Source organism: Roseibium sp. AWQ4_290, assembly GCF_056160985.1.
On record NZ_JBSWYG010000026.1, the window covers coordinates 20,759 to 47,419 of the forward strand.

Annotated in this window: 24 protein-coding genes; 12 read left to right on the forward strand and 12 right to left on the reverse strand. The window is 60.3% G+C overall.

The window, feature by feature from the left end:
• Positions 1-55 precede the first annotated feature (55 nt).
• The 3 genes from leuB (at position 56) to ACXAH0_RS21980 (ending at position 2,074) form a co-directional block, all read left to right on the forward strand.
• Entirely contained in the window at positions 56-1,168 is a 1,113-nt protein-coding gene (gene leuB / locus ACXAH0_RS21970) for a 3-isopropylmalate dehydrogenase (RefSeq protein ID WP_475180491.1), read from the forward strand.
• A 75-nt stretch (positions 1,169-1,243) separates the two neighbouring features.
• On the forward strand, positions 1,244-1,663 hold the full coding sequence (locus ACXAH0_RS21975) for a hypothetical protein (protein ID WP_475180487.1): 420 nt from the start codon (positions 1,244-1,246) through the stop codon (positions 1,661-1,663).
• 6 nt (positions 1,664-1,669) lie between these two features.
• Entirely contained in the window at positions 1,670-2,074 is a 405-nt protein-coding gene (locus tag ACXAH0_RS21980; protein ID WP_475195064.1) for a VOC family protein, read from the forward strand.
• A gap of 303 nt (positions 2,075-2,377) precedes the next feature.
• On the opposite strand, the gene ACXAH0_RS21985 is transcribed toward ACXAH0_RS21980, so the two are convergent.
• A complete protein-coding gene (locus ACXAH0_RS21985; RefSeq protein ID WP_475180481.1) occupies positions 2,378-3,175 on the reverse strand; it encodes a DODA-type extradiol aromatic ring-opening family dioxygenase in 798 nt (265 codons plus the stop codon).
• Positions 3,176-3,252: 77 nt separating this feature from the next.
• A complete protein-coding gene (locus ACXAH0_RS21990) occupies positions 3,253-3,663 on the reverse strand; it encodes a DoxX family protein (RefSeq protein ID WP_475180476.1) in 411 nt (136 codons plus the stop codon).
• Between the two features lie 184 nt (positions 3,664-3,847).
• Here ACXAH0_RS21990 and ACXAH0_RS21995 point away from each other — a divergent pair, with 184 nt between their 5' ends.
• Positions 3,848-4,750, forward strand: coding sequence for a LysR family transcriptional regulator (locus ACXAH0_RS21995; RefSeq protein WP_475195066.1), 903 nt, complete (start codon positions 3,848-3,850; stop codon positions 4,748-4,750).
• A 68-nt stretch (positions 4,751-4,818) separates the two neighbouring features.
• Here ACXAH0_RS21995 and ACXAH0_RS22000 read toward each other — a convergent pair whose 3' ends face one another.
• A complete protein-coding gene (locus ACXAH0_RS22000; RefSeq protein WP_475195068.1) occupies positions 4,819-7,032 on the reverse strand; it encodes an esterase-like activity of phytase family protein in 2,214 nt (737 codons plus the stop codon).
• Between the two features lie 232 nt (positions 7,033-7,264).
• Here ACXAH0_RS22000 and ACXAH0_RS22005 point away from each other — a divergent pair, with 232 nt between their 5' ends.
• A complete protein-coding gene (locus ACXAH0_RS22005) occupies positions 7,265-8,485 on the forward strand; it encodes a multidrug effflux MFS transporter (RefSeq protein WP_475195071.1) in 1,221 nt (406 codons plus the stop codon).
• 47 nt (positions 8,486-8,532) lie between these two features.
• Here ACXAH0_RS22005 and ACXAH0_RS22010 read toward each other — a convergent pair whose 3' ends face one another.
• The gene (locus ACXAH0_RS22010; protein ID WP_475180458.1) at positions 8,533-9,030 is read right to left on the reverse strand and encodes an arsenate reductase ArsC; all 498 of its coding nucleotides are present in this window, start codon (positions 9,028-9,030) and stop codon (positions 8,533-8,535) included.
• An 84-nt stretch (positions 9,031-9,114) separates the two neighbouring features.
• Positions 9,115-9,447 carry an ArsR/SmtB family transcription factor gene (locus tag ACXAH0_RS22015; RefSeq protein WP_475180455.1) on the reverse strand — a complete coding sequence of 111 codons (333 nt, stop codon included), beginning with the start codon at positions 9,445-9,447 and terminating at the stop codon, positions 9,115-9,117.
• Positions 9,448-9,621: 174 nt separating this feature from the next.
• Between ACXAH0_RS22015 and ACXAH0_RS22020 the strand changes: the two genes are divergently transcribed.
• The 7 genes from ACXAH0_RS22020 to ACXAH0_RS22050 all read left to right on the forward strand — a co-directional run bounded on the left by ACXAH0_RS22020 (position 9,622) and on the right by ACXAH0_RS22050 (position 17,088).
• A complete protein-coding gene (locus tag ACXAH0_RS22020) occupies positions 9,622-10,704 on the forward strand; it encodes a pyridoxal-phosphate dependent enzyme (RefSeq protein WP_475195074.1) in 1,083 nt (360 codons plus the stop codon).
• Positions 10,697-11,833: a M24 family metallopeptidase gene (locus ACXAH0_RS22025; protein ID WP_475195075.1), complete on the forward strand. Its 1,137-nt coding sequence runs from the start codon at positions 10,697-10,699 to the stop codon at positions 11,831-11,833. The genes ACXAH0_RS22020 and ACXAH0_RS22025 overlap by 8 nt, the downstream gene beginning before the upstream one ends.
• 116 nt (positions 11,834-11,949) lie before the next feature.
• Positions 11,950-12,699 (forward strand): maleate cis-trans isomerase family protein, encoded by a 750-nt coding sequence (locus ACXAH0_RS22030; protein WP_475195077.1) that lies wholly within the window; start codon positions 11,950-11,952, stop codon positions 12,697-12,699.
• Between the two features lie 131 nt (positions 12,700-12,830).
• Positions 12,831-12,980 (forward strand): hypothetical protein, encoded by a 150-nt coding sequence (locus ACXAH0_RS22035; RefSeq protein ID WP_475195079.1) that lies wholly within the window; start codon positions 12,831-12,833, stop codon positions 12,978-12,980.
• A 109-nt stretch (positions 12,981-13,089) separates the two neighbouring features.
• Positions 13,090-14,124, forward strand: coding sequence for an aspartate-semialdehyde dehydrogenase (locus ACXAH0_RS22040; RefSeq protein ID WP_475180435.1), 1,035 nt, complete (start codon positions 13,090-13,092; stop codon positions 14,122-14,124).
• A gap of 85 nt (positions 14,125-14,209) precedes the next feature.
• Positions 14,210-14,923 carry a TenA family protein gene (locus ACXAH0_RS22045; protein WP_475195081.1) on the forward strand — a complete coding sequence of 238 codons (714 nt, stop codon included), beginning with the start codon at positions 14,210-14,212 and terminating at the stop codon, positions 14,921-14,923.
• Positions 14,924-15,435: 512 nt separating this feature from the next.
• Positions 15,436-17,088: a methyl-accepting chemotaxis protein gene (locus ACXAH0_RS22050; protein ID WP_475195084.1), complete on the forward strand. Its 1,653-nt coding sequence runs from the start codon at positions 15,436-15,438 to the stop codon at positions 17,086-17,088.
• Positions 17,089-17,202: 114 nt separating this feature from the next.
• Here ACXAH0_RS22050 and ACXAH0_RS22055 read toward each other — a convergent pair whose 3' ends face one another.
• From ACXAH0_RS22055 to ACXAH0_RS22085, 7 genes are all read right to left on the reverse strand, one after another.
• The gene (locus tag ACXAH0_RS22055) at positions 17,203-18,999 is read right to left on the reverse strand and encodes a TRAP transporter permease (RefSeq protein ID WP_475195087.1); all 1,797 of its coding nucleotides are present in this window, start codon (positions 18,997-18,999) and stop codon (positions 17,203-17,205) included.
• A gap of 131 nt (positions 19,000-19,130) precedes the next feature.
• A complete protein-coding gene (locus ACXAH0_RS22060; RefSeq protein WP_475180412.1) occupies positions 19,131-20,087 on the reverse strand; it encodes a TAXI family TRAP transporter solute-binding subunit in 957 nt (318 codons plus the stop codon).
• A 258-nt stretch (positions 20,088-20,345) separates the two neighbouring features.
• The gene (purU, locus tag ACXAH0_RS22065) at positions 20,346-21,230 is read right to left on the reverse strand and encodes a formyltetrahydrofolate deformylase (RefSeq protein ID WP_475195089.1); all 885 of its coding nucleotides are present in this window, start codon (positions 21,228-21,230) and stop codon (positions 20,346-20,348) included.
• A 1,027-nt stretch (positions 21,231-22,257) separates the two neighbouring features.
• Entirely contained in the window at positions 22,258-23,577 is a 1,320-nt protein-coding gene (gene glnT, locus ACXAH0_RS22070) for a type III glutamate--ammonia ligase (protein ID WP_475195091.1), read from the reverse strand.
• Between the two features lie 71 nt (positions 23,578-23,648).
• Positions 23,649-24,974, reverse strand: a complete 1,326-nt coding sequence (locus tag ACXAH0_RS22075) for an FMN-binding glutamate synthase family protein (RefSeq protein ID WP_475180394.1) — start codon at positions 24,972-24,974, stop codon at positions 23,649-23,651.
• Between the two features lie 10 nt (positions 24,975-24,984).
• Positions 24,985-25,713, reverse strand: a complete 729-nt coding sequence (locus ACXAH0_RS22080; RefSeq protein ID WP_475180389.1) for a protein GlxC — start codon at positions 25,711-25,713, stop codon at positions 24,985-24,987.
• Positions 25,714-25,715: 2 nt separating this feature from the next.
• Positions 25,716-26,603: a class II glutamine amidotransferase gene (locus ACXAH0_RS22085; RefSeq protein ID WP_475180383.1), complete on the reverse strand. Its 888-nt coding sequence runs from the start codon at positions 26,601-26,603 to the stop codon at positions 25,716-25,718.
• Positions 26,604-26,661: the final 58 nt, after the last annotated feature.

The window sequence follows — 26,661 nt, forward strand, 5'->3', positions numbered from 1 at the left end:
GCGTGACGGGGTAACTCAGCGCGATCAGTTTTCAATAATGCGGGATGGAACGTCCATGGCTTCTCACAGTCTTCTGCTTTTGCCCGGTGACGGCATTGGCGCCGAAATCATGAAGGAAGTGGAAAAGGTCATCGCCTGGTTCAACGAGAACAGCGGCATGAGCTTTGACACGACCGATGGCCTCGTGGGCGGGGCGGCCTATGACGCCCATGGCCAGGCGATTTCCGATACGGATATGGCCAAAGCCCTGGAGGCAGATGCGGTCATTTTCGGCGCTGTCGGCGGACCGAAATGGGACAAAGTGCCCTATGACGTGCGCCCGGAGGCCGGTCTGCTGCGCCTGCGCAAGGAAATGAAGCTCTTTGCCAACCTGCGCCCAGCCATCTGCTACCCTGCCCTTGCCGATGCGTCTTCCCTGAAGCCGGACGTGGTGGAAGGGCTCGACATCCTGATCGTGCGCGAACTCACCGGTGGCGTCTATTTTGGCGAGCCGAAGGAGATCACCGATCTGGGTAATGGCCAGAAACGCGGCATCGACACCCAAGTTTACGACACTTACGAAATCGAACGCATTTCCAAGGTTGCCTTTGAACTGGCGCGTACGCGCAACAACAAGGTCACGTCCATGGAAAAGCGGAACGTCATGAAATCCGGCCTGCTTTGGAACGAGGTGGTCACCGAGACCCACAAAAACGGTTATGAAGATGTGGTGCTGGAACACATGCTCGCCGATGCCGGCGGCATGCAGCTGGTACGCTGGCCCAAGCAGTTTGACGTCATCGTCACCGACAACCTGTTCGGCGACATGCTGTCCGACGTTGCCGCCATGCTGACCGGATCCCTGGGTATGCTGCCCTCCGCTTCCCTCGGCGCCCCGGACCCGCTGACCGGCAAGCGCAAGGCGCTTTATGAGCCGGTCCATGGCTCGGCCCCGGATATTGCCGGCACCGGCGCAGCCAACCCGATCGCCATGATCGCCAGCTTCGCCATGGCGCTGCGCTATTCCTTCGAGGAAGCCGATGCGGCCAACAAGGTTGAAAAAGCCATCGAAGCGGCGCTCGACAAGGGCCTTCGCACCAAGGACATCGCCAAGGACGGCGATACGGTCGTCACCACCTCCGAAATGGGCGATGCCATCCTGACCGAACTGACCGCGCTCAGCGCCTGACCGCAATTCCGATTGCAAAGAAAACCGCCCGCAGGTATCCCGTGGGCGGTTTTTCATTCCAAGGCAGTTGGCCGCATGACCGAAGACAAAATCGCCCCCTTTCTCGGAACCTGGATTCTGGACGCGGATGAAAGCGAGTTTGAACAGGGGGACCCGCCGCAAAGCGCGACACTGAAGATCGAAGACACCTTCGGCATGGTCTCTTTCACCATGAATCAGATTGCCGCCGATGGCAGTGAGACCAGCGACAGTTTCGAGGCGGTTCCGGACGGTCCGGAAGTCAAACTTGGCAAAAGCGGGCTGGTGGATGCCATGCGGCTGGTGTTCCAAGGCAGCAGGAACTTGATTTCCGAAGCCCGGCGCGGCGGCCTGACCATCATGAAGGCCGACCGGGAGCTCTCCGAAGACGGCCGGACCCTGACCGTAACGCAAACCGTGCATCTGGTGGATGTCGCCAGTTTCACCAACACCTCCGTCTACCGGAAAGCGCAGTAAACGCTCATGCCACAGCATATCGGCGCGATCGCGCTTCTGGTTCCCGACTATGAGGCGGGCATTGCCTTTTATGTCGGCCAGCTCGGCTTTGATCTGATTGAAGACACGCAAGTGTCGGAAACCAAGCGCTGGGTTCTGGTCGCGCCCAAGGGCAGCACACAAACCCGGCTGCTTTTGGCAAAGGCCGACGGCCCCCGCCAGTCCGCCACCATCGGTAACCAGACCGGCGGACGGGTCTTCCTGTTCCTCAACACAGATGATTTTGACCGGGATCATCAGGCCATGCTGGCCAAGCACGTTGTCTTTCTTGAAGCCCCCCGCCAGGAGCCCTATGGCAAGGTTGCGGTCTTTGAAGATCCATTTGGCAACCGTTGGGACCTGATCGAACCGGCGGGTGCAAACCGCGCTTAGAGCATCATGCGCTAACCGAGCGGCACGGCCTGTCTCCAGGATCTTGGTCCCTTCAAACGCCTCAATGAGACCTATGGCCACCCTGCCTGAGACCAAGTTCGGATTGCCTTTGCGCAGGCCATCCGGGAAACCATTGATGCCCATCTCGCCTGATAGAAATCCATCTGACCGGTTTGAAAGGTCTTTTGGCTAAAGCCTCGGGCAACAAGCCTGCGCGATTTGATGTTGGAACACAGCTCATTCGGCAAAGCGCGTCGCGCAGATCGCAGCGATTCCGGCTTGAGATTGGTATGAGCCTGCGCGTTATCCAAATCGGTAACTGGACGCCATGACACCGCCCATGATGTCCCCTTCGTGATAGATCCGCACTGCCGGTTCCTGTTCCGCAGCCCCCAGGGCCACGAAGAGAGGCACCAGATGATCTTCGTTCTTGTGGCAAACCCGGGCATAAGGTGCCAGTTCCCAATCCATCAGAGCCTGTGACCGGGCCTCGGGTGCAAGCGCCAGTGCATCACCGAGCCAGGCGTCAAAGGCTTCCGACGGCGCCTTGGCACCAGGCCCGATCAGCGCCAGGTTGTGAAAGCTCAGGCCCGAACCGACAATCAGCACGCCTTCCTCCCGCAAGGCCTCCAGCGCACGCCCGATGGCGAAATGGGCCTGAGGGTCGTAGGACTTCAGCAGAGAAACCTGGAACAACGGCATATCCGCTTTCGGATACATGATTTCCATCGGGGCGAATGTGCCGTGGTCAAATCCTTGCTCACGGTCAAGACGCGCTGTGATGCCAGCCTCTTTCAACAATGCCAGCGTCCGCTCTGCAAAAGCAGGGGCACCGGGTGCCGGATAGACGATCTCATAGGTCTCCGGCGGAAAACCGGAATAATCATAGACCATCGGCGGATTGGGAGAGGCCATCACCGACACCAGTTCTGCTTCCCAATGGCCGGAGACCATGAGGATGGCTTCAGGCCTTTGCGGAAGGTCTTCCACCATATTCACCAGAGAAGCTTCCAGAGTGGCGAACATGGCCCGCATGTCCGGCAGCCACGGCCACGGGCCACCGCCATGAGAAATGAAATAGGTTGGCAGTTTTGAAGGCATTGTCCGGTCTCTCTTGTCAGGTGCGGAGCGGTCTGCAGCTCCAGGACAGCGGGCCCGGCCTACGGGCTCGACTGTTGTCAAAGCGGCAGTTTGCGGCCCCGTCCCCAGGCGATAAAGACCGCGAGCGCGAACAGAACCGAATTGACGGGCAGCACATAAAGTTCGGCATTGGTCACATGAAAGATAGCTGCGCAGATTTGCAGCAGAGCAAGTGCAAGAGCTGCTGCCACGGTCAGCCTCGGCAGAATACCAGTCAGCATTGGCAGCACAAGCCCCGCTGCCCCGGCAAGTTCAGCCACCCCGAGAAGCCTGACGAAAGGAGCTGGAACCATGCCCGGCCACACCATCATGGCGGCAAGATCCGGTATCGGCTGCGATACTTTCATGAAACCTGCAAGGCCATAGACCAGCACCAGCAGGATCTGGGCCGTCCAAAGGCCGATATTGAGCCATTTCGTCTGGCCCGATTCAATTGCGATCGTCTTCATTGTGCCGTCTCCATGTTCTGGGCCGGTCTCACGTCCGGCACCATCTGGATGCCTTGCCCGGCTTGGCATTACTTGCGGCCCCGAAGATAGACAACGGCCTGGTTAGGCACTAGACGGCAAAATTTGGAAAAACTATCCTGATTCTGGGACAGTAGAAGATCAACACTGCAAAGAGGATCCGAGCATGGCCTTTGACGGGATCGACGTCTTTGTTGAAGTCGTCAACGCGCAGAGCTTTTCCCAGGCCGCCCGGCGCCTTGGCATGCCGACAACCACGGTCAGCGCCAAGATCGCCCGGCTGGAAAAGCGGCTGGGTATCACCTTACTCCACCGGACCACGCGCAAGCTCAGCGTGACGGAGGCGGGACAGCGCTACTATCGCTCCTGCAAACAGGCCCTGGACGCCCTGCAGGCGGGAGAGCAGGCGCTGGCCCAGAGCGCCGGACAACCGGCCGGCACCCTGCGCCTGACGGCCCCGCCGGACCTGGCCAATTCCCTGCTGCCCCCCGTTATCGAACGCTATCTGGATCATTACCCGCAGGTGAACGTGGATCTGAGTGTCACCAACCGGCATATGGACCTGATTGCCGACGGCATTGATCTGGCCGTCCGGGTGGGCAAGCTTGAAACCTCCAGCCTGATCATCCGCAAATTCGTTAGCGGACAGATCTCGCTCTGGGCCTCGCCCGCTTACCTCAAACGCCACGGCACTCCCAGGCACCCGGATGACTTGAAAGCCCACCGTTTCATTCAACTGGTGCCCGCAGGCCCGCAGATCACGCTGATTGGCCAAGACGGTGCCAGCGCCGATGTTGATATTTCCGGCCGCCTTGCCTGCGACGACATTCAAACCACGCAGACCTATGCCGAACGGGGCATTGGCATTGCCATGCTGCCCGATTTCTTTCTGTCCGCCAGCACGGAGACCGGGTCCCTGGTCCCTGTCCTGCCGGAGTTCGGCAGCGCACAAATGTCGGTCTATTTCGTCTATCCGTCCCAAACCTTCGTGCCACCAACCGTCAAGGCGTTCATGGCCACCGCGCTGGAGCTGAAAAAGAGCCCGGCAGCGAGCGCTGCCGGGCCCTGATATCTTTTGGTCATCCCTCCAGACGGCCTTAAGATGCGCCGCGTTCCCAGGGGGTAAACCGGTTTGCCCTAGTTCAGGCGGGACGCCGGACCGAGATCGATCAGCTGGGTTTCCCCCGGAGCATCATCCACGCCGTCATTGTCGGTCACCAGGATCAGACGCCCGTCAGCAGTCACCGCCAGGCCTTCCGGTTTGTCCAGAACCCAGCCCTTGCTCTTGGCCATGGCGGGCAGGATGTCCATCGCGAAGTGCTTTTCCAGAACCGGCAAAGCTTCGCCATAGGCAGCGGGTGTGACCCCGTCCAGCGACACAACCGTGATCTGCTTGATAGCAGCGTCTTCGCCCCCCTTGTTGTCCCGCTCCAGAACGGCAAACTTGCCGTCTCCAAGGGAGACAATCTCAGACAGGCCAACCCAGCCGCCAGCCGCACTGCGCGGAGCGTCGAGCGGATAGTGGACAAAGCCCCAGGACTTGTTGTCCGGGTTGTAGATCGCGATCTTGGTCAAGCCTTCCGGATCGTCCTTCCATTCGCGCTGAACCGCAACAGCCACAAGCGGCTTCCCGTCCATCTCAAACTCGGCCACGCCCTCGAAGGAAAACCGCTTGGATTGATCGATCAGTTCCTGCGGCAGGGTAATTTCCTGCTGCACGGCTCCGGTCTCATCGGTCTTGATCAGCAGATGCTGACGGTCTTTTTCCAGATTGCCTTCAGAGGCCAGCCAGAACCCGCCATCCCCGGCAACGGCAATACCTTCCAGATCCAGAAGTGCCTGGGAGGCGCCGGTCACGTTCTTGTAGCCGGTGATCCGGGCAGGCTGGGAGGAAATATCCAGCGTGTAGATCCGGGCCTTTTCGTAAAAGCTGTCATTCACGGCAAAAAGCTTGTTCGGGTCCTTCGGGTCAGCGGCCAGAGCCGACAATGCGCCCCAGCCGATCGGTGCCTTGGTTTCCTCATCCATTTCCGAAATGATAGACGGATAGGACGGCGCTTCGGCGCCGAACTGGTACAGCGACACATGCGCCCGAACCCCATCTTCATCCACTTCGTTGGCCACGGCAAACAAGTCCCGGTTCGGAATGGCCAGAAGGCCTTCCGGACCCACATGGGTCGGCAGGAACTGGACGAATTCCGGTTCGGCACCGGTGTCCTTGTAGACGGCGACAAAATTTCCGCGCTCGGAGTTGACGAAGATCAGCGTGTCGCCGCCGAATTCCCCAACGGCCACGCCTTCCGGCTCTGTGCCCTTCTTGTGCGCCCGCTTGGCAGGGTAATGGCCATGGGACATGCCCAGATGTTCCATCTGGTTGCCACTATCAAAGAGAACATCGCCCTTGGCATTCCAGATAGTGAACCCGCGCGAACCACCCTTGTAGTCGCCTTCATTGGCCGTCACGAAACGCTCGTCATCGATCCAGGCCACTGCATCCGGTTCCCGGGCAACGTTTTCCGCAGACCCCGAAGCATCGCTGGAGCGCGCCTTTTTCACCGGGACATTTTCAGCCGTCGAAGTGCCGGCGGAAAAATGGGACACAACCTTGCCGGAGGCCAGGTCAACAACGGCAATGTGGTTGTTTTCCTGCAAGGTGACCACAACCTGGTTCTTGGAATTGATGGAAACAAATTCCGGCTCCGGATCACTGGGGGCAACCTCGGCCAGCCCGGTGAGATCGACAATGCGCACCGCATCGCAATTGACCGGAACGCCTTGGTCATCCAGATCGAAGATCGCCAGATGGCCGGCCGGCATTTGCGGGATTTCGCCGTCATTCAAATCTTCGTCGCGCTCGTTCTCGATCGCTATGGCCACATATTTCCCGTCCGGCGAAATGGCAACGCTGTCCGGCTGACCTTTGGCGTCGCATGTGGCGGTGATGCCCAGACCCTCCAGGGCAATAACGGCCAGATGGCCGGAGGCGTTCACATAGTCTGCGCTCGTATTGACGCCTGCATAGGCGTAGCTCTGGCCAACGGCGACAGAGGTCGGCTCACCGCCAAGAGCCGTGCGGCCCATCGGTTGAAGGTTCAACGGGTTCGCCGCATTCACAAAGACGATGTCCTCACCCGGGCTGTCGGTGAAAACGAGAGTCCGGCCATCCTTGGACGCATAGATGATTTCAGCCACGGTCTCGGTCGCCTTGTCGGCCCCTTCTGGAAGGGTCTTGTAGACCGGGTAAGAATTGATCCGCTCAAAAAACTCGGCCTGTGCAGTAGAAACGGCCCCGAGACCGAACAAAACCGCAAGGCTAACACCTTTCAAAAAGCGTCCGCGTAGATCAGACATTGCACTAGCTCCCACACTGTTCTGGGTTAAGGTGGACGAAAGCTAGTGGCCGAAATTACCGAATTGGTGACATTCAGGTGAAGCTTGCATGACACCTTGAAGAAGCTTTCACCTGCTCGAATCCGGCGGATGGCAGTCAGATTTTACTGGACATGGCCGCGTTTTTCTCTCAGGTTGCGGTGCAACAAACCTAAGGCGCGAGCTGCGCTTCTCAGAATTCTCGGATAGTTTTATGCAGATCGGATTTGTCCGCGCCGCCATGGTGCTTGGGCTGCTGGCCGCCGTTGGGCCATTTGCCATCGACCTTTACCTGCCGGCAACACCGCAAATCGTCAAGGACTTGAACACGGACGACGCCGGTGCACAAATGACCTTTACGGTCTATTTCATCGCCTTTGGTGTGTCCCAGCTGTTTTACGGGCCGGTGGCCGACTGGACCGGCCGCCGGGCGCCAATCTTTATTGGCCTGGCTGTCTTCGTCGCCGGTTCGGCCATCTGTGCGAGCGCGGCAGATATTTCCACGCTGGCGCTCGGGCGTTTCGTTCAGGCTCTGGGAGCCGCTGCGCCCATGGTGATCGTGCGCGCCGTCGTCAGGGACCTCGCCACGGGGCCCCAGGCCACACGGCTGATGGCGCTGGTGATGCTGGTCATCAGCATCTCGCCGCTGCTTGCGCCTTTGAGCGGCAGCGCGATCATTGCCTTCGGCGACTGGCGCACGATTTTCATCGTCCTTGGTGTCATTGCCCTGCTGGCGATCATTCTGACCGCCTTCCGTTTGCCGGAAACCCTGCCGGCTGACAAGCGCAGCCCGATCAATGTGACGGATTTGATCCGCAGCTCCATCTATCTGATGAAAGATGCCAGATTCATGGGGTTGACCATGATCGGCGGCTTTTCCATTGCCAGTTTCTTTGTGTTCATCGCCGCCGCACCTTTGGTTTATATGACCAGCTACCACCTCTCCCCGACGGAGTTCAGCCTGGTCTTCGCTGCCAATGCGGTCGGGTTCTTCGCCGCGTCCCAGTTTGCGGCCAGTCTCGGCCAGGCTTACGGGATGGGGCGCGTGGCCTTCCGGGCCGTCTGCGGTTTTACCGCCGCCAATGCAAGCCTGTTCCTGCTCATCTGGATGGGCTTCGATTCCCTGCCGGTGCTGATGGTGTTCTTCTTCCTCGGCAATACCTGCCTTGGCCTTGTCATTGCCCCGACCATGGTAATGGCTCTGGAAGAGCATGGCGAACATGCGGGCATGGCCTCCTCCCTGGGCGGCACGTTCCAGATGGTCGCAGGCGGTGTCATGATCTTCCTGTTCACGCCACTGTTCGACCGGACCGCCTTGCCGCTGGCCGGTGCGGTGACCACGTGCGCGTTGCTCGCCTTTGTTCTGGCCCTGCTCACCTTGCGGCTCGACCCGGCAGGCGACGCTTCCACGCCAGACAACAACGCCCCCGCCTGACGGCGGCGCCAGCGCAAAGGCAAGGCAATGACGGGATCAGCCGGGTCTCACCCGGACCGGCCGATCTCGTCGAGCCGCTCTTGCAGGGACAGTCTGTCGAGAGACGCCATTGGCAAATTCAGGAAGATCGAGATCCGGTTGTTGAGCATCCGGAAAGCATCGCTAAAGGCCAGCCCCCGTTCACTTTCACTGCCATCGACCGCCGCCGGATCCGGCACGCCCCAATGGGCGCTCATCGGCTGCCCCGGCCAGACCGGACAGGTTTCCTTGGCCGCGTTGTCGCAAACGGTGAAGACAAAATCCAGAACCGGCGCCCCTTGAACCGCAAATTCGCTCCAGTCCTTGGAGCGCAGCCCATCCGTCTTGAAGTTGAGTTTCTTGAGCAGCACCAGGGTCTCCGGCCGCACAACGCCCGCCGGGTTGGACCCGGCCGAAAATGCCTTGAACTTACCCTGCCCTTCACGGTTCAAAATCGCTTCAGCCAGAATGGAACGGGCTGAGTTCCCGGTGCACAGGAACAGGACATTATAAACATTTTCAGGCATTGTTTCCTCCAGTTTCCAGGGCATTTTTTTAAAATAGACCGGTCCGGCCATACCCCTTGAACAACGTCACGTTTCCGGTTTGGGTCAGGTCTTTCTGGCCACCGCCTCCATGACCTTTGCGCACAGCTCAGGCTGGCCGCCGCAGCAATCGGCCATCAGAAAAGTCAAAAGCTCCCCGGTGGTCTCAAGATCGGCAAAGTAGCGGATCGAGCGGCCCTCCCGTTTGTTGCGTACCAGCCCGGCCTGCAACAGCACCGACAGGTTGGCCGACATGGTGTTCTGGCGGACGTGCAGCACCTCCGCAATCTCACCCGCCAGCCGCCCCTCCGGCCCGGCCGCAATCAACAGCTGGTAGACCTCCAGCCGGGTTTTCTGGCTAAGGGCCGCAAAAGCGGCCAGAGCAGAATTTATATCCATACTTCATGATATATAGATTTTAATTCTTCCGCAACGGAAAATCCATCCGCCAAGCAAAGACAAAAGCAACCTCAACAGCCCGCTCGGGAGAGCCGGTTGCGCGGGCTTGTGTTTCCCTGTCCGGCCTGATGATCTGTAGATCACACACTGGGGCCCGCAAAAGAAGGACACGGCATGAACATATTAGGGAACAGCTGGCGCGGCAAAGGCCTGGACCCGGCCGATGGCCTGGCAACGGGTGAGATTTCTCTGAGCCAGGGTCCGGCCAGCGCTTTTTTCAAATCCGCCACAGGCCTTGCCCCCTCCCCTCTGCTGACCCGCCCCGATCTTGCCGCAGCTCTTGGCATTGGCGCGCTCTATCTGAAGGACGAACGCGACCGGCTCGGGCTTGGCAGTTTCAAGGCCCTTGGGGCCGCATATGCAATTGCGAAACAGTCCCACGACAGATCCCGAAGCCAGCCAGCCCCGGATGCGGGCAGTGCGTTAACAGACACGACCTTTGTCTGTGCCAGCGCGGGCAATCACGGCCTGTCCCTTGCCGAGGGTGCCCGCATTTTCGGAGCTAAGGCGGTGGTCTATGTTGCCGAAACCGTCCCGGACGCCTTTGCAAACCGGCTGCGGGCGCGGGGGGCCGAGGTGGTGCGCGAAGGCGCCCTTTACGAAGACAGCATGGCAGCGGCCGAACAGGCGGCGCAAGACAAGGGCTGGCAGCTTCTGTCTGACAGTACCTGGCCCGGCATGACCGCACCCGGCCGCGATGTCATGGAAGGCTATCTGACAATGGGTGAGGAGATCGCCCGGCAGATCGCAGAACCGCCCACCCATGTGTTTTTGCAGGCCGGTGTCGGCGGCCTGGCTGCTGCCTGCACGGCCAGTGCCCGCCAGAGTTGGGGGGATGGTGTCACCATCGTGATTGTTGAACCGGAGGCAGCCCCCGCGCTTCAGGCGAGCATTGCCGCAGGCCGTCCGGTGAAAGCTGGCGGTCCGGTCTCCTCCATGGGGCGCCTCGACTGCAAGGAGCCCTCACATCTGGCCCTGACCTATCTGGCCCGGGAAGCGGATGCCTTTTTGACGGTTTCAGAAGAGGAAGCTGCAGACACAGTCGCCTGGCTTGCGCAAAACGGCCTTGAGACCACCCCTTCCGGCGCCGCTGGCCTCGCTGCGCTGCGCCACGCAGCAGGCCACGTTGAGGCCTTGAAACTAGAGGCAACCTCCCGCGCGCTCTGTTACCTCTCTGAAGGTCCGGAAGATGTCTGAGCCGGACTTTCCAGAGAGTGAATTTGCCGCGCGCACGGAGCGGGCCCAACGCGCCATGCGGGCGCAGGGGCTGGACGCCCTGTTTTTGACCGGCGAAGCGGAGATCCGCTATTTCACCGGTTTCAGAACCCTGTTCTGGCAAAGCCCGACCCGGCCCTGGTTCCTGATTGTGCCCGGCAGCGGCAAGCCGGTGGCCGTCATTCCGCAGATTGGCGCCCAGCTGATGGCCTCCACCTGGATCGACGATATCCGCCTCTTCGCCTCACCCCATCCAAGCAGGGAGGAACTCCGCCTGCTTGAAGAAGCACTGACCCCGTTCGCCCGGGTCGGCCTGCCCATGGGACCGGAAAGCATGCTGCGCATGCCCCTTGAAGACTTTCTGACCCTGCAAGCCCGCCTCCCCATTGTGGCATTCAAGGACGCATCCGGCCTGCTCCAGACGCTGCGGCTGGTCAAGTCCGAGCCGGAAATCGCGCTGATCCGGGAAAGTTGCGCCAGTGCATCGCGTGCCTTTGCCAAGGCCCCGCACCTTTTTCACGAGGGCCAGACGTTAAAAGACGCTTTCCGGGCCTTCCGGATCGAGCTTTTAACCCAGGGCGCTGATGACGTGCCCTATCTTGTTGGCGGCGCGGGCGCTGGCGGCTATGGCGATGTGATTTCCCCGCCGACAGATCAGACACTGGCGGAGGGCGATGTCTTCATGCTCGATACCGGCGCAACCACATCCGGCTATTTCTGCGATTTTGACCGCAATTTTGCCCTTGGCCAGGCCTCCCCTAGGGTCCGCAGCGCCCATGAACGGCTCGTAGACGCCGTCACGGCGGCGGCAGCCATTGCCCGGCCCGGCAAGACATGCGCCGATCTTTATCACGCCATGGCGGACAGTCTCGGCGCGGGCGGTGGCGATGTGGGCCGTCTCGGCCACGGGCTCGGCCTGCAGCTCACCGAAGGCCCGTCTCTCACCCCGTTTGACCAGACAGAGCTTTGCGAAAATATGGTGCTGACGCTCGAGCCAAGCCTGACCTTGGGCCCGGGAAAAATGTTGGTGCATGAAGAGAACATCGTTTTGCGCGATGGCCCGCCGGATTTTTTAAGCGAACGGACCGGTCCTGATATCCCGGTTATCTAAAGTGTGTCGCGCGCACTCGGATTCAAACTGCTTTGTCTTTTGCGTAGAGATCTCTGATTGTCAGGCAGTGAAAGACAAAGACAATCAACCGCAATTTGCTCTGAGGAGGATTTGCAATGGTCAGGATGCTGGATTTCGACTGTGATGGCGGACTGCCCAGCGCAGCGGCCCTTGGCCTGATCGTGCTTCAGGCGGACGAGACGCTTGAAGCGGAGGTCAGCCCGCTTCTCTTGCGCCAAGGGGGCAGCCTCTATCACAGCCGCATTGCCAGTGCCCCGGACGTAACCACCGAGACGCTGATGGAGATGAAAACCCATCTGGCAAGTGCCGCCGCCCTGTTGCCGGGGCACCGTCCTTTGGACGTGATCGGCTATGGCTGTACCTCCGCCTCCACCCTGATCGGCTCGAATGCGGTCGCAGCTGCGATCCGCACGGCCCACCCGGACGCCGCCGTGACCGATCCGGCCCGCGCAGTGATCGCAGCCCTCACCCATCTGGGCGCGCGCCGCATCGCCCTTGTGTCCCCCTATATTGCGCCGGTCACGGATGCGGTCTGCGGCCTGCTGAAAGGCCAGGGTATCGACCCGGTCTCTGTCGGCACTTTCGGGCAGGCCGAAGAGAAAGTTGTTGCCCGGATCTCTCCGGCGTCCGTCTTCGAAGCCGTGAAGGCCCTTGGCCGGGACCAGACCATTGATGCGGTCTTCGCCTCCTGCACCAATCTGCGCAGCTTTTCAGTCATTGAGGACTGCGAACGCACCATCGGCAAGCCGGTGATCAGCTCAAATCTGGCCCTTGCCTGGCACATGCTGCAGCTGGCCGGTCTTCCAACACAAGGATGCGGACCGGGCCGGCTGTTTTCGTCCTGACCAGCTCCGGCGCTTCCAGCTTGACGGAGTGAATGCCGTGAAAGAGCGCTTTCTCAGCATTCCATGTTGACTTCCAGCCATTTCCGGGCAAAAACTCCGCCGTCTCACGTTTTGACGATTGCGAGCTTCCGATGACCCGGCTTCCTGCCGACATTCTGGATATCATGTCCAAGGCCCTTGCCAGCGCAGCGTTCCTGCCCGGCGGGACCCGTTCGGCTGCCGTGACCGATCTCAAACGCACGACCAAAACGACCAAAACCACCGCCAAGACCACCGTCTAACGGTGCCGCTCATCCCGCCTCCCCGGGGATGGGAGGCGCCGGAAGCCGGCCAGCCCATCCGATCCGGGCAGCTGGCGAAGCGGGGAGACGGACAAGGACTAGACCGAAAATGGGTTTCAAGATCGCAATTGCAGGCGCCACCGGCAATGTTGGCCGCGAACTGCTGGATATTCTCGATGAGCGCGGCTTTCCGGCCGACGAAGTGGTTGCACTCGCCTCTCGTCGCTCACAAGGCACTGAAGTTTCCTTCGGCGACAAGACACTGAAGGTTCAGGCGCTTGAGAATTATGATTTCTCAGACACCGATATCTGCCTGATGTCCGCCGGCGGCACGGTTTCCAAGGAATGGGCTCCGAAGATCGGCGCCAAGGGCTGTGTCGTCATCGACAACTCGTCGGCCTGGCGCTATGACGCGGATGTGCCGCTGATCGTGCCGGAAGTGAACGCCGATGCCGTTGTCGATTTTACCAAGAAGAACATCATCGCAAACCCGAATTGCTCCACCGCGCAGCTGGTGGTCGCGCTGAAGCCGTTGCACGATCATGCCAGGATCAAGCGTATTGTCGTGTCCACGTATCAGGCTGTATCCGGCACCGGCAAGGAAGCGATGGAAGAGCTGTTCAACCAGACCCGTGCCGTTTTCGTCAACGACCCGATCGAGCCGAACAAATACCCGAAGCGGATCGCCTTCAACGTCATTCCGCACTGTGACACCTTCATGGAAGACGGCTACACCAAGGAAGAATGGAAAGTGCTGGCCGAGACGAAGAAGATGCTCGACCCGGCCATCAAGGTTACCTGCACGGCCGTGCGGGTTCCGGTGTTCATCGGCCATTCGGAAAGCGTCAATATCGAGTTTGAAAACGAGATCACGGCGGACGAGGCCCGCAGCATTCTGCGCGAAGCCCCGGGCTGCCTCGTTATCGACAAGCACGAGGACGGCGGTTACATGACGCCGTATGAGGCTGCCGGCGAAGACGCGACCTACATTTCCCGCATCCGCGAAGACGCGACCGTCGAAAACGGTCTCAACATCTGGGTCGTTTCCGACAACCTGCGCAAGGGTGCGGCCCTCAATACCGTCCAGATCGCTGAGGTTCTGGTCAACCGGGGCCTGATCACGCCGAAAAAGGCTGCGGCCTGACGCGGTCCGGCAGGCGCCTGCAGGCGCCTGCCCCTTTCCCTAATTCTTCTCCTTTCACAGCCCCAAAGCGGCTTGCGGCTTGCCAATGCCCCCCTTTCACGGCTCCTTTAAGGATTTTCTTACGCTTCACTCTGACGCCAGCTTTACCAGCTGGCTCACCGCAAAAGCCGAACCACACTGGACCAGCGCGACCGGGCATCCCTTCACCCGCGCCATTGGCGACGGTTCGATGCCCGAAGAGGCCTATATCCGCTATCTGCTCGAGGACTACACTTTCGTCACGGATCTGGCCTCAACGCTTGGATACCTGGTCGCGAAAGCGCCTGATATGCCAGCCAAATCCCGGCTCGCCGGGTTTCTGGCGGTGCTGACCTCGGACGAAAACGATTATTTTCTGCGTGCCTTTCAGGCGCTGGGGGTCGATCCGCAAGTCTATCAGCAAGCGGCCCAGGGGCCCGTCACACGGGCCTTTGCCGACCTACTTCTGACAACCTCCGGCAAAGGCACTTACGCGGAAGGCCTGACCTGCCTGCTTTGCGCCGAGTGGTGCTATCTCACCTGGGCGCAGCGCGAATACAAGCCCCCTCTGCCCGCGGCGTTCTACCTTTCCGAATGGATCGAACTGCATGCGACGCCCGGATTTGAAGCCTTTGTGACCTGGATCAGGAATGAGATCGACAGGATCGGACCGGCCTTGCCACTCGAAGATCAGGACCGGCTGGCGAAGTTCTTCAAGAAGATGAGCCTTCTGGAAGCCGCCTTTTTCGAGACCGCCTGGACAGGCGACGCATCCATTTAAAGCAAGCCGCATTTCATTGCGGCCTGCCTTTCACGGCTTGAAATCCAGTTCCAATGTCTTTGCCCCCCCTTCGCCTGCGCGGGGCCAGTCTATGCAGGTCAGCCGCCGGGTTTTGAACATAGCGCAATTCCGGCAGCCACTCTCCTGAGTAAGACGGAGTATCGTGGCAAAGGCCCGAGGAGGCGTGGAAGGAAAGCGACCATTGGAATTCCGCTATGTATTAGAATTTTCCAACACCGCAAAAACCATCCGATTTCCTTAGAAAAACTGCGTAACTTTATAGATTCCTATAATTTATTGACATAAATAACGATATCAGAAAGGAATTTTAACTCATTTCAAACGATATAAAATTAGAGAGCCGTCATTTTTATACTCAAAGTTGTTTTCAAAAAATTTACGAAAAACTACGTAAACTCCCGGCGAGAGAGGATTCGTGAGGGATTGTGATGAGGACTTTATTCGCTCGTCTGAGCATTACGTCAACGCTGGCCTTCGTATCAGCAGGTGTCTTGACACTCTCGATGCTTGTCGTCGGGTTCATTCTGTATGAAGTTGCCATGGGCCAGGCCAACACGGCCGCGCTCAAGAAGCAGGATGTAAACCTGCGCGTTGCCGCAACGATTTTTCAGGAACGCGTAGACGGCGCCAACATCTCCTGGACCTCCGATGGGAACGTGTCCCGCATTGAACTGGCCGGCATCCCGGAGTTCACAAGTCATGACATGATCGACAGCATCGGACGGATGACCGGAGAAACGGCCACCGTCTTTGCATGGGATCCTGAGACGAAAGATTTCTGGCGCAAGACCACCAACATCATCAAGAATGACGGCAAACGGGCGGTTGGCACCCCCCTTGGACAAAAAGGCGCTGTTTATCCGGTGGTGACCAGCGGCAAGACCTTCAATGGGCAGGCAACGATCCTCGGCAAAGATTATTTCACCGTCTACAAGCCGATCTTTTCCGGTACGGGAGAGATACTTGGGATTCTCTATGCCGGTGTCGAAAAGGCCCAGGTTCAGGCGAATGTCTGGAGCCTGATGAGCCGCTATACCATGCTGGCCCTGCCTGTTGTCCTGATTTCGGTCCTGCTGCTGGTTTTCGCCATCCGCCAGCAGCTCCGGCCGATCACCCGGCTTGCGGACATCACATCGCAAATTTCCCAGGACAATCTGGAAAGCGACATCCCCTTCATGGAGCGCAGCGACCAGATCGGGACTCTGGCCCAGGCCGTCGCGACCTTGAAAACCAGGGCCGAAGAACGGATCCTCCTGACGGAGAAACAGCGGCACAGCGAGAGTGAAACAGCCGACCGGCAGAGCACTATTCAGCACCTGATCGAAGGCTTCCGCACCAATGTCTCGGCGGTGCTGACCTCCGTCAACGACACGGTCCAGAATTTGGCGGGAACCGCCGGCACCTTGACCGACCTGTCCGGTCAAAGTGCTTCCAGCGCGGTCGAAACGCTCAACTCTGCGGACGATGCAACTTCGAGCGTTCAGACCGTTGCCAGCGCCGCGGAAGAGCTGTCCGCTTCCATCAGCGAAATCTCCCGTAAGGTGGCGCAGACAACGGAAGTCGTCGACCGGGCGACCGAAGGCACCCGCATCACCAACGAAAAGGTTGAAGGCCTTGCCTCCTCCGCCTCCAAGATTGGCGAGGTGGTTACCCTTATCCAGGCGATTGCCGAACAGACCAACCTTCTGGCCCTCAACGCCACCATCGAGGCGGCCCGCGCAGGCGAAGCGGGCAAAGGCTTCGCGGTTGTTGCAGCCGAGGTGAAGGAACTGGCGACCCAGACATCCAAGGCAACGGAAGAAATCAGCGCGCAGATCACCGCCATCCAGGACGCCACCAAGGAATCCGTCGGCGCGATTGCTGAAATCACCACGATCATGGAAGAGGTCAATTCCTACACAAGCACCATTGCTGCAGCCGTGAACGAGCAAGGCGCCGCCACCGGGGAGATTTCAGAGAACGCGCAGAAGGCGGCCGAAAGCACAACCTTCGTGTCATCGCGGATGTCCGGATTGTCCGGTACGGTCAACGACACCTCCCAGTCCTCCCAGTCGGTACTGGATGCTTCGGACCTTCTGTCTTCCAGAACCGAAGAGCTGCAGCAGGAAGTTGAAACCTTCCTGAAAAATGTCGCGGCGGCCTGACCCCGAGACCTCGCGGCTGGCGCTCAGCGCCGGCCGCAACGCCTTGCACACGGCAACGGGCCCTTTTACTCGTTTTCAAAGACGCCAAGAGCGAGCCCGGCCCTCCCGTTGAAGTCACAGCCCTGCAACCGGCACAAAGATCGCCGCCGCGCCAGCACCAATGGCGGCGAGTTTTGCAAAGGGCCTTTCAAAGCCGATGACACCATAGGAAATCAGGCTCAGCCCCACTCCGATCTTCACCATGGCCGCAAGGGCGGCCAGCGGGCTGTTTGCCAGCGCAATCACGGAGGGATTGGCGATCATCGCCAGGGGGATGATGTAAAGGCCGATTCCGAGCGCCATGGCCGTCAGGGCCACTTTCAGCCAGTTCTCGCCGATCATACCGGCGGCAATGAAAACGGCGCCGCAGACCGGGGGCGTGATCGTGGAAATCAGCGCGAACCAGAACACGAAGAGATGCGCCTGCAGTGGATCCAGCCCCTGCTGGATCAAGGCAGGCCCGGCGACGGACACGCAGATCACATAGGCGGCGGTCGTTGGCACTTCCATGCCGAGGAACAGACAGGCCAGCGCCGTCAGAAGCAGCGACGGCCATAACAGGCCTCCGGATCCGGAGAGGATCAGCGAGGTGATCTTGACCCCGAGCCCGGTGACCGACAGGACGCCGACAATAATCGACGCGCAGACGATGATGGAGGCGATGACCGACACCTGCCGGGCTGCCGTCAAAACCGCAGTTTCCAGCCGGGCGAGGATCTGCGGCCGGTTGAACGTGCCGGAGGCATTGAAGAACAACAACAGAAATCCGGCGACAATGGCCAGGCAGGCAGCGTATTGGGGGGTGAACCGGGCGATGAACATGCCATAGAGCAGGACCAGAAACGGCACCAGGAAAAACGCGGAGGTGACCGCCACCCGGCGCAGGTCCGGGCGCTCGTCGCGCGAGAGGGCCGCCAGATCGAATTTGCGCGCATAGGCGTTGATGCCGATCCACACGGCAAAGAAATACAGCACCGCCGGCAGGAGCGCGGCCATCATGATCTGGGTGTAGGGGACCCGGGTCAGCTCCACCATCACAAAGGCCCCGGCCCCCATCAGGGGCGGCATGATCTGACCGCCGGAGGACGCGACAGCTTCCACCGCCCCGGCAAGCCGTTTCGGATAGCCAAGCCGTGTCATGGCAGGCAGGGTAATCGCGCCGGTGGAGGCCACATTGGCCGAGGCCGATCCGGAGATCGAGCCGAACAGCGCCGAGGACAAAACAGACACCTTGGCCGCGCCGCCTTTCAGGCGTCCGGCGGCGGCAGCGGCCAGGTTCATGAAGCCCTGCCCGGCCTCACCCGCATTGAGAACGGCGCCAAAGATCACGAAAATCGCGACCACATTGACGGAGACACCGGTGAGTGGGCCCCAGATCCCGCCTTCCGCAATAGTGAGCGTGCCGAGGAAACTGGCCACCGGGGTGCCCGAATGCCCAAATTCCCCGGGAATATGCTGGCCAAAGAACCCATAGGCGAGCGCCAGCAGGGCGACGGTGGGCAAGGGCCAGCTGATTGCCCGGCGTGCGGCTTCCAGAACCGTGACCAGAAGCACCGCGGCAACAAGGATCTGAAAGTCCCCTTCCAGAAAACCGTATTGGTCCGACAGGCTGTTCTGATGGCCTGCGATCCAGAGGCAGGCGGACACACCGGCCAGACACAAAACCGCGCCGCTGACCCGCGTTGCCAGCCCGCCTCCGGCAAACAGAAAGATCCATGGCAGGGCCAGGGCCAGATGAAGAGGGCGGCTGACGAGATTGGGCACAAGACCGGAAAAGATCAGCCCCAGGTGAAACACCACCAGGGCGATGGCAAGGCCGAGCATGGCCATGCGCGCGGCGGACGTCTGTGCGGGATCGCTGTTGAGCATCATTTGAATTTTCGAAACTGGCGCGGGCGGGCCGGAGCAACGGCTCTCAGAAGACGGGGCAGCACCGGGCAATGACCCGGTGCTGCAGGACCGGCCCAAGAGGCCAGACCTTTACACGATGGGATGCGGACAGATTATTTCTGCGCGTCGGTCAGCGCGATCCCGGCTTCCTCATAGTAGCGTGCGGCCCCCGGATGGATCTTGCCGGTGATATTGGCCATCAGTCCCTGATCGACACCGTTCCACCACGGGGCTTCTGCCCCCATTTCCGCCTTCTGCTCCCAGAAGGTCTTGGTCAGCGCATAGGCGGTGTCGTCATCCATGGCCGTGGTCGTATACGCCACCACCGGCAGGGACGTGGTGGTGATGTCTTCGCTCTGGCCCGCATAGGTTCCGGCCGGAATGACCAGCTTGGCCCGCTTGGACTTGCTGATCTGGTCATCTGAAAGAGACAGAACCTTTACACCGGTCGAGGCGGCCGCCTCGATCACATTCGGCGCCGGCCAGGACCCGGCTGTCACGAACCCGTCGATCTGCCCGTTTTTGAGTGCGGCCACCGCATTGGACAGTTCCACCTCGGCCAGGTCGACCTTGCCTTCAAGGCCAAACAGCTTCAGGTATTTTTCGCCTTCGCGGGCCCCGAAAGAGCCTTTGCCGAGCAGCAGCGTCTTGCCTTCCAGCCCGGAAAAATCCGTTACGCCGCTTTTGTCCGACATGACAAAATGCATGGTCAGCGAGGGGATCGGGAACAGGGCCCGGATCTCGTCAAATTTCGGGCTGCCCTTGCCTTCGAACATCGCCTTGCCGCCCTGGGCCAGCTTCACCAGAACCGGCGGCGTCGTGAACACATAATCCGCGCCACGGGCCCGGGCTTCCATGACATTTTGAACCGAGCCCTGGCTCTCTTCCACGGTGACGATCATCTCACCATTGCTGCCTTCCTTGACCGCCTCGGCTATCTGGACAGCCATCTGGTAATAGGACGAGCTGGACTTGGCGGATTTATACGTGATGCGCGTTTCCGCATGGGCGCTGGAGGCGGCAAAGGTTAAGGCCAGCCCGGCGGCGAGCGTGAGAAACTTGGATGTCATGGGGGCTCCCTATAACTCTATTTTTATGACAAAACGCGCCGCCCAGACCCCGAAGGGACCCTGGCCGACGCCTCTTGATCCGGTCTTGATCAACCGGCGCATAAGTGTATTTCCCGCGCTGCGGCGACACAACGGCTTTTTCCCAAAGCTTTTCAGCGCATTTGGTCCGTCCCGACAAGGGCAGTTTGCTGACAATCCGTCGGGGCTTCCCCTGATCCTGCCCTCCTGATCCAGGCCCGCCAGATCAGACAAGCCGCCTCACCCCATGCGCTCGGACGCATAGGAGCCCGGAGAGGCCGGGAAGACCACGGTCTTGTTGCCGTTCAAAAACACCCGCCGGTGGATATGGGCATGGATTGCCCTGGCCAGAACCTGGCTTTCCACGTCACGGCCGAGGGAAACATAGTCATTCGGGCTCTGGGCATGGGTCACGCGGATCGTGTCCTGCTCGATGATCGGGCCCTCATCCAGATCGGCCGTCACATAATGCGACGTCGCCCCGATCAGCTTCACGCCGCGCTGATAAGCCTGCTTGTAGGGATTGGCCCCCTTGAAGCTGGGCAGGAAGGAGTGGTGAATGTTGATGATCCGTCCGGACATTTTCTGACACATCTCATCGGACAGAACCTGCATGTAGCGGGCGAGCACGATCAGTTCGGCGCCGGTCTCCTCGATGATGGCCATCTGCTGCGCTTCGGCGGCCACCTTCGTTTCCTTGGTCACCTTGATATAGTGGAAAGGGATGTCGTGGTTGACCACCTGTTTCTGGTAGTCCAGATGGTTTGAGATTACGCCCACAATATCGATCGGCAGGGCCCCGATCCGCCAGCGGTAGAGCAGGTCGTTCAGGCAATGGCCGAACCGGGAGACCATGATGATGACCTTCAATTTGGTGCTCTCGTCATGGAACGTGTAGGTCATGGAGAGGCCTTCGGCGACCTTCTGAAATCCAGCCTCCAGCGTTTCAAGATCCGCCCCGAGTTCGGACAGAAAGCTGACCCGCATGAAAAAATTACCCGTTTCGCCGTCGTCGAACTGGGAACTGTCGGTGATATTGCAGCCCTGCTCGCCCAGATAGCTTGAAATGGCGGCCACGATGCCGCGCCGGGACGGGCAGGTAACTGTCAACGTAAAGGTGTTCATGTCCATCTCCTTTCAAGCCGCTGGCCTCAGACCAACCTGAACAACAAAGACCAATTGGGCTGTTACATGCGCGGGTTCAGCAAGGAGCGTGTCACAGGGCGATGCGGGGATCGTCCAGGACGCGCGACAGGGCGGAACACTCTCATGTCATGGCCTCCGGAGGCTTTTTCAGGCCCGCCGGGCTGTGTCACGCCGCTTGCCCGGCCAACACGGCCGGTCTGCGCGCCTTTCCTTGCCGGAGAAGCTGAAAAAACCATCAAATACGGTCTTATGTGTTCAGGTTGGTATAAAGCCAGCGCCTGACCAAATCCGCATCCGTTCTGTCATTCTTTCGAAGGCGCCCGCAAGCCGGTTTCAGCGCGTGTCCTGTTCCGTTTACGACACAACCGCGCTGAAATTGCGGATCGCCTGACGGAGGATGTGCACGGCCCCCGCAACGCCAATGGCGCCGCTGCCGTTGCAAGCGCATGCCAAGAACCGCCAGCCGATCCGGCGCCCGGCGGATCAGAAAACGCTCAGTTGCTCAAGGCCGGTGCAGGTTGCCCTGCCCGCGCGCCAAAACTGTCCGGATCAAGGTCCACCAGCCATTCCAGAAGGCGCAGCACAGGCTCTATCCCCCTGAGGAGCGGTGATTTCAACAATCACCCAACCACCCGTCTGCTCGGTCACGGAGGCACCGGGCACATGCAGCTTGAGCGCCCGGACAAAGGCCTCTCTGACAATTCGGGATCCGGAAAAGCGCATGGCTTATACCAACCTGAATAGATAGAAACCCATCTGATGGCGCTGGTCCGGATTGGCCGGCAAGGCGCGTTGCGCCGGACGGCCTGGTTGGCCGTTCAAGCGGCGCAACGCAGTCCGGCGGGCCGGACCAGGCCACCGAGGCCGTGTTTGAGGACTGTTCAGCTGCGTCCCAGGTTTTGAACGATAAACCATATCGCCCTGCAACCTGCTCCTTGCCGAACAGTCCCCAAACACGGTCAGATCGGTTCCTATCTATTCAGGTTGGTATGAGGTCTTCTAAGCCTCAGATATCAAGCGTATGCTCGCGCTCCCAATGGGAGAAATGGGACACGAAGGAATTCCATTCCTGCTGTTTCATTTTCATGTAAGAGGCTGCAAAAGCCTCGCCAAGCATGGCCTTGAACTCGCCATCGGCATCCAGTGCCCGGATCGCATCCAGAAGGTTCAGCGGCAGTTTTGGTGCGTCTGTCACCCTATGGCCTTCTGCATACATGTCGATGTCGTAGCGCGGGCCCGGATCGGCCTTGCTGCGCAGGCCGGAGAGACCCGCCGCGATGATGGCCGCCTGCAGCAGATAGGGGTTCGCCGCTCCGTCCGGCAGGCGCAGTTCAAACCGGCCAGGGCCGGGGACACGCACCATATGGGTGCGGTTGTTTCCAGTCCAGGTCACCGTGTTCGGCGCCCAGGTTGCCCCGGACAGGGTGCGCGGCGCGTTGATACGCTTGTAGCTGTTCACGGTCGGGTTGGTGATCGAGGCCAAGGCCGTGGCGTGTTTCATGATCCCGCCCAGGAAATGGGCGCCCTGCTGGGACAGACCCACCTCACCTGTCTGCCCCTGGCCGTTGGTGGAGGCAAAGGCGTTGGTCTTGCCGTCCAGATCCCAGACGGAGACATGGGCATGGCAGCCATTGCCGGTCAGCCCTTCCATCGGCTTGGGCATGAATGTGGCGCGGAAGCCGTGCTTTTCGGCAACCGATTTGACCATGAACTTGAAGAAGGAATGCCGATCGGCGGTGACCAGCGCATCGTCAAATTCCCAGTTCATCTCGAACTGGCCATTGGCGTCCTCATGATCATTCTGGTAAGGGCCCCAGCCCAGCTCCAGCATATAGTCGCAGATCTCGGAGATGACGTCATAGCGGCGCATCACCGCCTGCTGGTCGTAGCAGGGTTTTTCCGCCACATCCGCCTGATCGGAAATCCGGTCGCCTTCCGGGGTCAGGAGGAAGAACTCGGCCTCCACACCCGTCTTGACCCGCAAGCCTTCCTTTTCCGCTTCCCCGATCAGCTTGCGCAGCACGTTGCGCGGCGCCTGGGCAACTTGCTCGCCTTCCATGACCGGGTTTGCCGCAACCCAGGCCACGTCCCGGTTCCAGGGCAGCTGGATCACCGTGTCCGGATCCGGCACGGCCAGCATGTCCGGATGCGCCGGTGTCATGTCGAGCCAGGTAGCGAACCCGGCAAAGCCGGCTCCTTCCACCTGCATCTCCGCGATCGCCTGGGCCGGAACCAGTTTGGCCCGCTGGCCACCGAAAAGATCGGTGTAGGAGATCATGAAGTATTTGATGCCTTTGTCTTTCGCGAAGGCGGCCAGATCTGTCATCGGTGTTCCCCTGTTTGTCTTGTTCCGTCGCAAATCAGGCGGAGGTTGCCCCCCGCCGCCAGTTTTGCAGGTCAAAGTCCGTTTGAGCCCGGTATCCAGGCAGTGCCCGCCAGCGGCACCTGGGCCATTGCCGCCGCCTCGATGGTCAGCGCACACAAGTCCTCCGGTTCCAGATTGTGCACGTGGCTCTTGCCGCAGGCCCGGGCAATGGTCTGGCACTCCAGCGTCAAGACGCTGAGATAGTTGCGCAGGCGCCGCCCGGCTTCAACCGGGTCGAGCCGGGCCATCAGATCCGGGTCCTGTGTGGTGATCCCCGCCGGATCCCGGCCCTCGTGCCAGTCGTCATAGGCCCCGGCCGTGGAGCCGAGCGCCTGATACTCCGCTTCCCATTTGGGATCGTTGTCGCCCAACGCCACCAGAGCCGCCGTACCGATAGACACCGCATCGGCGCCAAGCGCCAGAGCCTTGGCCACATCCGCCCCGGTGCGGATGCCGCCGGAGACCACAAGCTGCACCTCCCGGTGCATGCCCAGATCCTGAAGGGCCTGAACCGCGGGCCGGATACAGGCCAGCGTCGGCAGTCCCACATGTTCGATGAACACATCCTGGGTGGCGGCCGTACCGCCCTGCATGCCGTCCAGAACGACCACATCAGCCCCGGCCTTCACCGCAAGCGCCGTGTCGTAATAGGGCCGCGCCCCGCCAACCTTGATATAGATCGGCTTTTCCCAGCCGGTAATTTCCCGCAGTTCCAGGATCTTGATTTCCAGATCATCCGGGCCGGTCCAGTCCGGGTGACGGCAGGCCGAACGCTGGTCGATCCCGACCGGCAGATCACGCATGCCCGCAACCCGTTCGGTGATTTTCTGGCCCAGCAGCATGCCGCCGCCGCCCGGCTTGGCGCCCTGACCAACCACGATTTCAATCGCATCGGCCCGGCGCAGATCATCCGGGTTCATGCCATAGCGCGAGGGCAGATACTGATAGACCAGTTTTTCCGAATGGCCGCGCTCTTCTTCGGTCATGCCGCCATCGCCCGTGGTGGTGGAGGTGCCCGCCATCGTGGCGCCCCGGCCCAAGGCTTCCTTGGCCGGACCGGACAGTGAGCCAAAGCTCATGCCAGCAATGGTGACCGGAATTTTCAGCTCGATCGGCTTTTTGGCAAAGCGTGTGCCAAGCGTGACCGCCGTGTCGCATTTCTCCCGATAGCCTTCCAGCGGATAGCGGGAGACGGAGGCACCAAGAAACAGGAGATCATCGAAATGGGGCACCTTCCGCTTGGCGCCGCCACCGCGGATATCATAGATGCCTGTGGCCGCTGCGCGCCGGATTTCGGAATTGATCTCGTTTGAAAACGTGCTGGACTGACGCGGCAGTGTGTGCGGTGTCTCTTCCATGGTCCTGTCCTTAATAGTCACCGGCGTGGTCGATGTCGAAGTTGTAGAGCTTCCGGGCCGAGCCGTAGCGCTTGAACTCTTCGGGCCGCGCATCAGCTCCGGCGCGCTCCAGAAGGTCTTTAAGGATCTCCAGATGTTCCGGGCGCATGTCCTTTTCAATGCAATCCGCCCCGAGACTCTTGACGGAGCCACGCACGAACAGCCGGGCTTCATAAAGGGAGTCGCCAAGCGCATCGCCCGCATCACCCAACACCACAAGGTTGCCCTTCTGGGCCATGAAAGCAGACATGTGGCCGATATTGCCATGGACCACGATGTCGATGCCCTTCATGGAAATCCCGCAGCGCGAGGAGGCATTGCCCTTGATCACCAGAAGGCCTCCATGGCCGGTGGCCCCGGCATACTGGCTGGCATCGCCTTCGATGATGACCGTGCCGGACATCATGTTTTCCGCAACGCCCGGACCGGCAGAGCCGGTCACATGCACGGTGGCCTGCTTGTTCATGCCCGCGCAGTAATAGCCCGTGGAGCCCTTCACGGTCACGTCTATGGGGGCGTCCAGGCCGACGGCCACCGCATGGCTGCCGCGCGGGTTCTCGATCACCCAGGAGCCCTGATTGGTGCCGGAAGCCTGGCCCTGCAGCGCGGCATTCAGCTCTCGCAGGCTAGTGGCCGCCATGTCGATTGTCTGTGTGCCAGCCGAATCCTGGCCGGAGGATACTTGATCAGCAGCGGTCATGTTCAACGCTCCCAGAAATAGACGGTTGCCGGCTCCGGCTCCCAGACTCGTGCAGTCTCAATGCCCGGCAGGTCCGCAAAGGCGCGGTATTCGGAGGCAAAGGCGACATAGTCTTCCGTTTCAGCCATCACCGCCGGTTTGCAGGCAATCGGATCGCGCACCACGCCAAAGCCGTTCTTGGTGCCGGTCACAAAAGTGAAGAAGCCGTCCAGATCTTCCAGCGTGCCCTCAAGCGCCTCGCCCAGATCCGCCCCTTCGGCAATCCGCGAGGAGATGTAGCAAGCGGCAACCTCAGTGTCGTTTTCCGTCTTGGGCGCAAAGCCCTTGCGGGTGAGCACCCGGCGCATCCGGTTGTGGTTGGACAGGGACCCATTATGGACCAGGCACTGGTCACTGGCAGTCGAAAACGGGTGGGCGCCCAGCGTGGTCACTGCCGATTCCGTTGCCATGCGCGTATGGCCGATGCCGTGGGTGCCGCCCATGGCGCGCAGACCAAAACGCTCGGCCACGGATTCCGGCAGGCCCACATCCTTGAAGATCTCCATGGCCTCGCCCACCCCCATGATGCGCAGGCCCTTGTCCTCCAGAAAAGCCACAGCCCCCTCACCGGTGTCTTTCGGCACTGTCAGCACCGCATGGCTGTCCTTGATCTTGATCTCGACCGGCACATTCAAGGCAGCGCCAAGCGCCTCGCCAAGGCCGTCAAAGCTTGCATCGGGGCTGTCCGACTGGACGGTCACCTTCAGTCCGCTGCCCTCGTCACCATAGATCGCAATGCCCGCTGAATCCGGGCCGCGATCGGTCATGGTGATCAGCATGTCGGTCAGCATATCACCCAGCTTCGGGTGCAATGCGTCCTTCTTGAGGAACAGGCCAACAATGCCACACATAGCTGTCTCCGTTGATTGTCAGGCGGGATCGCCTCGGGAGCACAACTAACCAGAAGAA